The 6,000-nt window shown below is 57.9% G+C and carries 15 protein-coding genes; 3 read left to right on the top strand and 12 right to left on the bottom strand.

Annotated features, from left to right (window positions below):
* Nucleotides 1–69 precede the first annotated feature (69 nt).
* From HLH27_RS11055 to HLH27_RS11010, 11 genes are all read right to left on the bottom strand, one after another.
* Entirely contained in the window at nucleotides 70–279 is a 210-nt protein-coding gene (locus HLH27_RS11055; RefSeq protein ID WP_182950076.1) for a hypothetical protein, read from the bottom strand.
* A gap of 341 nt (nucleotides 280–620) precedes the next feature.
* Nucleotides 621–818, bottom strand: a complete 198-nt coding sequence (locus HLH27_RS11050) for a helix-turn-helix transcriptional regulator (protein WP_182950075.1) — start codon at nucleotides 816–818, stop codon at nucleotides 621–623.
* Between the two features lie 254 nt (nucleotides 819–1,072).
* Nucleotides 1,073–1,291: a hypothetical protein gene (locus HLH27_RS11045; protein WP_182950074.1), complete on the bottom strand. Its 219-nt coding sequence runs from the start codon at nucleotides 1,289–1,291 to the stop codon at nucleotides 1,073–1,075.
* Nucleotides 1,288–1,485 carry a hypothetical protein gene (locus HLH27_RS11040; protein WP_182950073.1) on the bottom strand — a complete coding sequence of 66 codons (198 nt, stop codon included), beginning with the start codon at nucleotides 1,483–1,485 and terminating at the stop codon, nucleotides 1,288–1,290. The genes HLH27_RS11045 and HLH27_RS11040 overlap by 4 nt, the downstream gene beginning before the upstream one ends.
* The gene (locus HLH27_RS11035) at nucleotides 1,482–1,739 is read right to left on the bottom strand and encodes a hypothetical protein (protein WP_182950072.1); all 258 of its coding nucleotides are present in this window, start codon (nucleotides 1,737–1,739) and stop codon (nucleotides 1,482–1,484) included. The genes HLH27_RS11040 and HLH27_RS11035 overlap by 4 nt, the downstream gene beginning before the upstream one ends.
* An 8-nt stretch (nucleotides 1,740–1,747) precedes the next feature.
* The gene (locus HLH27_RS17230; protein WP_275943906.1) at nucleotides 1,748–1,876 is read right to left on the bottom strand and encodes a hypothetical protein; all 129 of its coding nucleotides are present in this window, start codon (nucleotides 1,874–1,876) and stop codon (nucleotides 1,748–1,750) included.
* Complete coding sequence (locus HLH27_RS11030; RefSeq protein ID WP_182950071.1) at nucleotides 1,873–2,166, bottom strand: hypothetical protein; 294 nt, start codon at nucleotides 2,164–2,166, stop codon at nucleotides 1,873–1,875. Before HLH27_RS11030 ends, HLH27_RS17230 begins: the two co-directional genes overlap by 4 nt.
* Complete coding sequence (locus tag HLH27_RS11025; RefSeq protein WP_182950070.1) at nucleotides 2,163–2,435, bottom strand: hypothetical protein; 273 nt, start codon at nucleotides 2,433–2,435, stop codon at nucleotides 2,163–2,165. Before HLH27_RS11025 ends, HLH27_RS11030 begins: the two co-directional genes overlap by 4 nt.
* Complete coding sequence (locus tag HLH27_RS11020; protein ID WP_182950069.1) at nucleotides 2,432–2,857, bottom strand: hypothetical protein; 426 nt, start codon at nucleotides 2,855–2,857, stop codon at nucleotides 2,432–2,434. Before HLH27_RS11020 ends, HLH27_RS11025 begins: the two co-directional genes overlap by 4 nt.
* Nucleotides 2,845–3,078, bottom strand: coding sequence for a hypothetical protein (locus HLH27_RS11015; RefSeq protein ID WP_182950068.1), 234 nt, complete (start codon nucleotides 3,076–3,078; stop codon nucleotides 2,845–2,847). The genes HLH27_RS11020 and HLH27_RS11015 overlap by 13 nt, the downstream gene beginning before the upstream one ends.
* Complete coding sequence (locus HLH27_RS11010; RefSeq protein ID WP_182950067.1) at nucleotides 3,075–3,311, bottom strand: hypothetical protein; 237 nt, start codon at nucleotides 3,309–3,311, stop codon at nucleotides 3,075–3,077. Before HLH27_RS11010 ends, HLH27_RS11015 begins: the two co-directional genes overlap by 4 nt.
* 177 nt (nucleotides 3,312–3,488) lie before the next feature.
* Here HLH27_RS11010 and HLH27_RS11005 point away from each other — a divergent pair, with 177 nt between their 5' ends.
* From HLH27_RS11005 to HLH27_RS10995, 3 genes are read left to right on the top strand one after another with little or no spacing between them, the layout of a single operon-like run.
* Nucleotides 3,489–3,692 (top strand): helix-turn-helix domain-containing protein, encoded by a 204-nt coding sequence (locus HLH27_RS11005; RefSeq protein WP_220790376.1) that lies wholly within the window; start codon nucleotides 3,489–3,491, stop codon nucleotides 3,690–3,692.
* The gene (locus HLH27_RS11000; protein ID WP_182950065.1) at nucleotides 3,689–3,949 is read left to right on the top strand and encodes a hypothetical protein; all 261 of its coding nucleotides are present in this window, start codon (nucleotides 3,689–3,691) and stop codon (nucleotides 3,947–3,949) included. The genes HLH27_RS11005 and HLH27_RS11000 overlap by 4 nt, the downstream gene beginning before the upstream one ends.
* Nucleotides 3,950–3,954: 5 nt before the next feature.
* Nucleotides 3,955–4,803, top strand: a complete 849-nt coding sequence (locus HLH27_RS10995; RefSeq protein ID WP_182950064.1) for a hypothetical protein — start codon at nucleotides 3,955–3,957, stop codon at nucleotides 4,801–4,803.
* Here the strand turns inward: HLH27_RS10995 and HLH27_RS10990 are convergent.
* Nucleotides 4,729–5,511 (bottom strand): hypothetical protein, encoded by a 783-nt coding sequence (locus HLH27_RS10990; protein ID WP_182950063.1) that lies wholly within the window; start codon nucleotides 5,509–5,511, stop codon nucleotides 4,729–4,731. The genes HLH27_RS10995 and HLH27_RS10990 overlap by 75 nt on opposite strands.
* Nucleotides 5,512–6,000 lie beyond the last annotated feature (489 nt).

Genomic DNA, 6,000 nt, shown 5'->3' with positions numbered 1-6,000 from the left:
GAATGCCAGCCTGGCCGCTCGGTTCCGCTACGCTTCACCTCCCGGCCAGGCTGGCATCAGAAGCGCATATCAACTAACTATGAAACCGGACCAGTCATCGCAGGCAGCCCAGGCGCAGGCTAGCGGACAATCCGTGCCATCATTGAAGATGACGGTGGGCAGGTAACGCCCCTCGATCGGGCGAACCCACAGGCAGCGCACAGCATCGGGGGCCAGAGTGGCGGGGTCCGCGATCACGTCGGGAATCGCGGTGGCAGTGCGATAGGTGCGCTTACTCATCGGGCAGCCCTCCCGGCCTCGATGGCAGCACTGGCGGCCGCAATCGACGGAAAGAGGACCGGCAGCCGGCAACCCGGCATCAGCACTCCGACGCGCGGCTCGCCATCGGGGCGGCAGGCATCGGAAAGTAGGATCAAACGGGGCACACTTCCCCCGCTGCGGACGCACTTCGAGCGCCCGCGCTTTTTCAAGCTCGGCATGGCACTTTTCCTATGTGCCAACCGCGATTTTTCTGGACGAGCGACCCGGCGGACCGTATCAATCGAGGTGTTTGGTAGCCTCAATTGATAAGCCTTCAACGGGACGCCGGTCTGCAAATCGCAGGCTGGCGTTTTTCCGTTTCAGGCGGCGCTGGTGCGGGACAGCGACGCGATCCAGGCCCGATAGCTTTCGGCCGTGATGCGCGTAGCCCGCCCGATCTTCACGCGGGTCAGTTTCCCCTCGTTAATCAGACGATTCGTTGTTGAACGACTGATTCCGGCATCGCGCAGGACGTCATCAATTCTGAGAAGGGAATTGCTTGGCGAAATTGCAGACATGTAACGCCTTTCAAGCGTCAACAGAGTCGGTATCGCCAATTGTGTACGTGAGAAACGACGCAACGGCCAACCGCTCCACAACTTATGTTGTGGGAACCCACTGAAGGGATTTCTCTGAGGTTTTGGCCGCCGTCCACTCGTGAGAGCTTCGCCGTAAGGACCATATAATTGGTATGTCGATACCGTGGCAAGCAAAAAAGACATCCAGTCGCCCACGGACGGTTCAGGACATGCCAGCAGTCTGCGGGACATTTTCACGACAGCATCTCCTCAATCGCCGCAACCCGTCGATCGATCTCGACCCCGACCCACTCCATGGCCATCGCATAATCGCTGGGCCTGAGCGGGTCATCCAGCAGCGCCGCCCGACTGGCGCCGATCATCAGCACCGACAACATGGAAAGGTCCCGTGTCTGCTGGGTGATTGCAGCAATGCGATCAGGCGTCGCCAAGGGCGCGGCTTTCCGCCTCATGTCACCGGCCTCCGATCTTCCAATTGAACGCGATAGGCCGGCCGTCCCAGCACCTCCTGCCAGTAACGAGAGCAGGTGATGTGCGGCAGGCCCAGCTTCGCGCCGATTTCCTTCCAGGTGCGCCCGGCCTCGCGCAGCCGGACCAGTTCCCTGACCCGCGCCTCGGGCCAGACTTTGCGAGGGCGGCCCATCACGTCGCCCTCTCGTCGCGGAGCAGCATGGCTTCGAGGATCTCCAGCCGCTCGAGTTGGCGCTTGGCGAGCCATTTGATGGCTTCCGGCTCGCTGTCCTCGGGCTGCAAGTCTCCACAGTTCAGCATCACCATCAGCGCCGCGATGTGTCGAGCATCCTGTGCCAGGCTGACCTTGTCGCGCACGGTGTCGAGGATATCCCTCTCTTGCTCGGTGATCCTTCGGTCATGCACCCGATCGAGGATGAAGATGCGCATTCCCTCGTTCACAGGACGCCCTCCCGACGTACCAGGCGCAACGTGAACTGGCTGAACGCGCCGGCCGAGCGCATCGCCCAGCAGGACACGGGGAGCAGGACGAACAGCGCCGCCTGCCTCGATGCGGAACGGATCATCGCGCGATCCTCCCGCCGCCCAGGACGGCCAGCACGTCGCGGGCCAGCCGCTCGCCCTCGGCGGCGTCCATTCCGTCAGGATCAGACATGGCCAACCGGGCGCGGGCGATCAGGTCACGCTGGGAACGCGCTGGCCCTGACCAGGCAGCATCCCATGCCCGCCGCCACCGGCTGATAGCTATGTCCATCACGTCTTCCTCAGCCGGCGTGGTCTGGCGGCGGGAGGGAATGGCGCGCGTGACGCGGCGATTGCAGGTCAGCGCGGCCTGCACAGCGGATTGAATGCTCATGCCGCACCGCCTTTGCGCAGGGCTTCCGCGTCTCTCTCCGCGACCTCCGCGATCCGCTCGGCATAGGCCGCCAGCCAAAGCAGCGCGCCGTGCCATTCCGAGACCGTGCCCTCGGGCGCGTCCTGCATCAAGTTCATGTCCCGCCCGATCGCCAGGGCGATATCGCGCAGGTCGCGCGTGTAGAAAGTCTGCCGGTCGAGGGCATAGGCGCCATCTACCGGCGGCGGGGCAACCGGGGTCTTCCGGCAAACTGCTGGACGGGCGCTCATGCTTCACACGCCCTATGCAAGCCGATGTGAATCGTGTCGAGACCGACCCACAGGCGCTTGAGTTCGGACGAGGCCCGCGTGAGCCGCTTATCCTTCTTCGCGTTCGCCAGGCTTCCCAGTGAATCGACCAGATTACCCATGTCGCAGACGATAAGGTGAACCTGCCGGATGCCGTCCTGGATGCTCTGCATCGTGGGAACCGTCTGGTGAACGTAGTCGCCAGCGGCCTCGGCGATGGTCGAGCTGCGGCGAGACAGTTCTTCGCCGCACCACACCAAGGCGTGGCCGATCCCCGACGCCCGGACGCTGTCCATCTCGCCGTCCGGTTCCCGCATTTCGCGTCCAGCGATCTGCAACAGCGTGCCGATGCTCGTGACGGCATCGTATGACTGTTCGAGATCTTGTGCTGTTACGGTGCCCATGACTGCGCCTCCAGTTCATCGATGCCGGTGGTGATTTCATCCGACAGCCGGGAGAGTTCTCCACCGGCCCACTGGATGGCGCATCCGAGGGCAGACAGCCGCTCTCTGGTAGGCTCGAAGCACACCTGGCCGGCGGCATTGCCCGCCCAGACCAGCAGGGTCGCTATGTTCTGGGCCTTGAAGCCGGCCGCCGCGATAGCATCCATGCGTTCCTGGCTCATCGACCGCCCTCCGCCAGCATCAGCGGCGCATGAGCGATTTTTGCGTCGGTGTGACGCAAAAGCTCCGGCTGGACCGTGTGGCCGGATAGCGTTTCCGTACGGGCCATTCCCGCCAGTGCGATCAGCACCAGAAGCGGGGAAAACAAAGCAAGAACAATGTCCTGCCGATGAGACGACGTGCGATTTTGGGTTGTACAGGCGTCAACCCGTACGCTATGGGCGTGTTCAGCCATTGCCTGCTCCTGCTGCGAGCGGTTGTGGTCAGGCCGGGCATCGGAGGGTCCAAGCTCCGTGTCCGGCCGGCATTGGTCTTTCAACCAATGTCAGCTATAATCGCTGATATCGGTCAAAGTCAATCATGAGAGCCAATGTCAGCTATTATACCTGAGCAATGTCTGGGCGCGCGTGCCATGCTTCGCCTGAAGCGTGACGATTTAGCGAAGGCCGCTCAGGTCGCTGTTGCGACACTCGCTGACTTTGAAACGGGCCGCAGGGCGCCTCATCCCCGCACAATCGAGGCCATCCGCACCGCCTTGGAAAGCGCCGGCGTGGAGTTCATCGCGGAGAACGGCGGTGGGGCTGGGGTGCGGCTGAGGAAGGAGATCACGGCGTGAGCAAGCACGTGCCGCCCGAACTGGCAGCCCTTCTACGTGAAAGTTTTGCGGCGACGAGCCATCCCCGCAAAGCAACCGCCAAGCCCTCTTGTTCGAAGATGCATATCGATAGAATATATCCGACTGGAGGGGGTGATATATTTATCGAATTTTCAGACGGTCCCGAAAAAGTTAGGGGAAATACTGTAATCCTACAGATTACTGAAAAATTTATTGATGATGCGAAAAATATTATCGACTCTCTTAAAAGAAAATAGTAAAAATGATTTTACTCGTCGGGCCAGATGGTAAAATATTTTACCCAGGAACTCAGGAATTTTTCCAATACATTGGATATTTTGGGCAAGACATTGATCTGATTTCTTACGCAATCAAAAATCTTGGCTTCGCAGCCGTAGCGACGTTTCCACGCTATACACGCATTCGCTTCCAACCAGCATTGTTTCCGGCAGCGTGCCTCCAGACCGTACTTGAGACCATCCTGTATGATGGAAAACCGCGTTTCGTTCTCGAGCGCGTTGGCACCTCGTTTGCTCCGTTGGAAATAATAAGGAATCTCAACGATACTGTTGCTCGACTGGTTTCTCTGCAAGCTGCAACTTCGGACAGCGAGGAGTTGCCTAGTTCTCCGACAATAATCGGCTTATCCCTTGATCGGATTCACGATCCGAAGAGGGCCGGCATGCGAGCGGCATTCGATATTTGGAAACGGGAAAGCCGCTACGTTACGACTGAGAATATCTCTATAATCAGTGAAGGTGTCGCATTCGGAGGCGGCGGAATGGTTTGGATGCCCGGCAGGGATCGCTGCCTGATTGAAGCATGGCCACAGAGCTACAAGTCATACGGCGAACGCTCATGTGATGATTTTATCGGGCATGACGTTAGAGATCTTCCTGATAGTGCCTATATTGTGCCGACCACCCGGGGATATTTTACTGCGGCTCATCAGCAGGCACCACGCTTGGAACTCATCGAGGCGCTTGTGACACGCCACGATGGTTCCAAGTTTTGGTCTCGTTACGAGAGGCTGATTTTACCGTGGCGCACGAGCGCGGCGGATACCTTCGTCAGTTCTGTTCCTTTGATCAGGTTGATTCGTGCCTGTTAAATTATTCAGAATATGGTTCGTCATCATCTCTGGTGTTTCCCATATCAGATTGCTTTCGAAGGTACGCCAACCGCCAACGATTTTCATTCCGGGCTGCATGGGCGGATAACCATAGAGAGGTAATAGGGCGCGTGTCATTGGCCCGGTCTCGATCATGCCAATGGAGAAATCAGGCCCCCACACTGCGAGAGAAATACTACGCATCAGGGCGATCGTCAGAACGGGCAGGCGTTTGCGGCGAAACGCCGGATGGGACCATAAGCCGCCGACAAACACCACGCGGCCAGAGATTTCTGCAGCCATAGGTGTCTCGGCAATCCACCGCTCATCCGACTGCATCTGGGTGGCTGGATCGCGATAAGCAAAGCGGCCAGATTCCCATTCCTCCCGGAGCGTGCTTTGCGGCCAATCGTATCGGCGCAGTATCAGCGTTACGACTGGATCCCCGTCATATTGCCCTTCGACATAGATGGCTGTTTCTTCGTTAATACCAGACACATCAGGATCATAGACAGGCGATAAAGGCTTCCACGTGTCTTGGTTTCGCTTGTTCACTTCATTTAAGCGATCGCTGCCGCGCCCCATATGCAACGATATGCCAAGTTTCCGAGCTTCCTCTGCAAGTTGAAGAAAGTATCTGCCGAGCTCAATCCGGGGGCCATGGTTGATCTCGATCGCGTCCAGCAGTGGACGGAGTTGCGTTCCCATATAAGTAATATTCCTCTGGGGCGAAATTGCCCGAGGAATTTATTACTTATTTATAAAAATAATGATTTGATCGCCCTCATTTAATATTTTACACTTCCGAAGTAATTGTATGAGTGTGAGTTGCGTGGTTAATATTTAGTAAATTTATCTGTTTTTAAACGATTAATTCGGATTTGATCTGAAATTACTATATCCATTACGAAACCGATGAGTGAAAAAGAACACCAATACGGCTCTATAGCATCATTATTAGTCGCATCGACCGCGACCCGGATGGAGACCGCATTAGCCCAAGAGGACATCGCCGTGGATCAGGAGCGCCTGGCGCGCGAGGCCGATGACATGCGTTCGGTTGGGACGTACCATCTACTTCACCGAGGCTGACGTCCAACTGATCGAGCGGGCGATTCGGCAACCATATCTGGGGTCGATTGCGGTGGCGCCCCCTTGAACCACGATTCGCTCCAGCGTGACCCAGCGGTCCACCCA

It is taken from the genome of Gluconacetobacter takamatsuzukensis (assembly GCF_014174275.1).
Taxonomy (GTDB): domain Bacteria; phylum Pseudomonadota; class Alphaproteobacteria; order Acetobacterales; family Acetobacteraceae; genus Gluconacetobacter; species Gluconacetobacter takamatsuzukensis.
Note: the sequence above shows the minus strand (reverse complement) of the source record. Positions and strands in the feature narration are given on the sequence as shown.

What these genes read in the sequence shown, in the direction of transcription:
- HLH27_RS11055 (WP_182950076.1), bottom strand. Translation starts at nt 279, where the DNA reads ATGAGTAAGCGCACCTATCGCACTGCCACCGCGATTCCCGACGTGATC.
- HLH27_RS11050 (WP_182950075.1), bottom strand. Translation starts at nt 818, where the DNA reads ATGTCTGCAATTTCGCCAAGCAATTCCCTTCTCAGAATTGATGACGTC.
- HLH27_RS11045 (WP_182950074.1), bottom strand. Translation starts at nt 1,291, where the DNA reads ATGAGGCGGAAAGCCGCGCCCTTGGCGACGCCTGATCGCATTGCTGCA.
- HLH27_RS11035 (WP_182950072.1), bottom strand. Translation starts at nt 1,739, where the DNA reads ATGCGCATCTTCATCCTCGATCGGGTGCATGACCGAAGGATCACCGAG.
- HLH27_RS17230 (WP_275943906.1), bottom strand. Translation starts at nt 1,876, where the DNA reads ATGATCCGTTCCGCATCGAGGCAGGCGGCGCTGTTCGTCCTGCTCCCC.
- HLH27_RS11030 (WP_182950071.1), bottom strand. Translation starts at nt 2,166, where the DNA reads ATGAGCATTCAATCCGCTGTGCAGGCCGCGCTGACCTGCAATCGCCGC.
- HLH27_RS11025 (WP_182950070.1), bottom strand. Translation starts at nt 2,435, where the DNA reads ATGAGCGCCCGTCCAGCAGTTTGCCGGAAGACCCCGGTTGCCCCGCCG.
- HLH27_RS11020 (WP_182950069.1), bottom strand. Translation starts at nt 2,857, where the DNA reads ATGGGCACCGTAACAGCACAAGATCTCGAACAGTCATACGATGCCGTC.
- HLH27_RS11015 (WP_182950068.1), bottom strand. Translation starts at nt 3,078, where the DNA reads ATGAGCCAGGAACGCATGGATGCTATCGCGGCGGCCGGCTTCAAGGCC.
- HLH27_RS11010 (WP_182950067.1), bottom strand. Translation starts at nt 3,311, where the DNA reads ATGGCTGAACACGCCCATAGCGTACGGGTTGACGCCTGTACAACCCAA.
- HLH27_RS11005 (WP_220790376.1), top strand. Translation starts at nt 3,489, where the DNA reads ATGCTTCGCCTGAAGCGTGACGATTTAGCGAAGGCCGCTCAGGTCGCT.
- HLH27_RS10995 (WP_182950064.1), top strand. Translation starts at nt 3,955, where the DNA reads ATGATTTTACTCGTCGGGCCAGATGGTAAAATATTTTACCCAGGAACT.
- HLH27_RS10990 (WP_182950063.1), bottom strand. Translation starts at nt 5,511, where the DNA reads ATGGGAACGCAACTCCGTCCACTGCTGGACGCGATCGAGATCAACCAT.